We start from the raw sequence: 622 nt of genomic DNA, 5'->3' as shown, positions 1-622 counted from the left end.
ATCTGATCTCGGTGAACAACTCATCTCGCAGGGATGGGCCGTGCCGGCGACCAAATATCTCAGCCGCGATCGAGATCGCGCCGCCCGCTACATGAGCGCCTACGACGAAGCGCGAACCAACAAGCGCGGCGCTCATGCTGGCAAATGGATCGATCCCGAGAAGTGGCGTCGCGGCGAACGTCTCGCCTGCGAGCGAAACTAGAACAGATCCCTGATAGACAAAGCGGTCCGGCAACCAATGCCGGACCGCTCTTTTTTGCCTGAAAGGCTTCAGTCCTACGCGGGGCGTCCACGCTTTGCGGGACGATCGACGGGGTCGTACTCCGGACCCGGATCGTGCGACCAGGATGCCCCAACTGCAAATTGCGGCTCGAAACGGCCAAGCGGCCCGTCCGGTTCGGCTGCCACATAGGGCGTTTGGGAAAGCCGCTTTGGCAACTTGCCGCGATGGAGATAGCCTGCCACCCGACCGCGTCCGAGCAGCAGCGCCTCCAGCCACAACAGGTCATCGATCAGTACGCACAGCCCACGGCCAGCCAGATTGTAGTAGATGCACCGCTGGTAATCGTCGCACCCGTTGCCGAGGATCTGCGCCAGCTTTGCCTTACCGGCAGGGTCGCCC

At 62.4% G+C, this 622-nt stretch carries 2 protein-coding genes; one reads left to right on the top strand and one right to left on the bottom strand.

The genetic code is table 11. From position 1 onward, the window contains the following. Positions 1-202 (top strand): hypothetical protein (locus tag AACY52_RS29260; RefSeq protein ID WP_339561210.1); only part of this gene is annotated, 202 nt, incomplete at its 5' end. Positions 203-276: 74 nt separating this feature from the next. On the opposite strand, the gene AACY52_RS29255 is transcribed toward AACY52_RS29260, so the two are convergent. Next, positions 277-622: hypothetical protein (locus AACY52_RS29255; RefSeq protein ID WP_339561209.1), on the bottom strand; the 346-nt coding region annotated here is incomplete at its 5' end.

This window comes from Pseudomonas sp. EA_65y_Pfl1_P113 (assembly GCF_963970525.1).
GTDB lineage: Bacteria > Pseudomonadota > Gammaproteobacteria > Pseudomonadales > Pseudomonadaceae > Aquipseudomonas > Aquipseudomonas tritici.
This window is presented reverse-complemented; position numbering and strand designations above follow the sequence as displayed.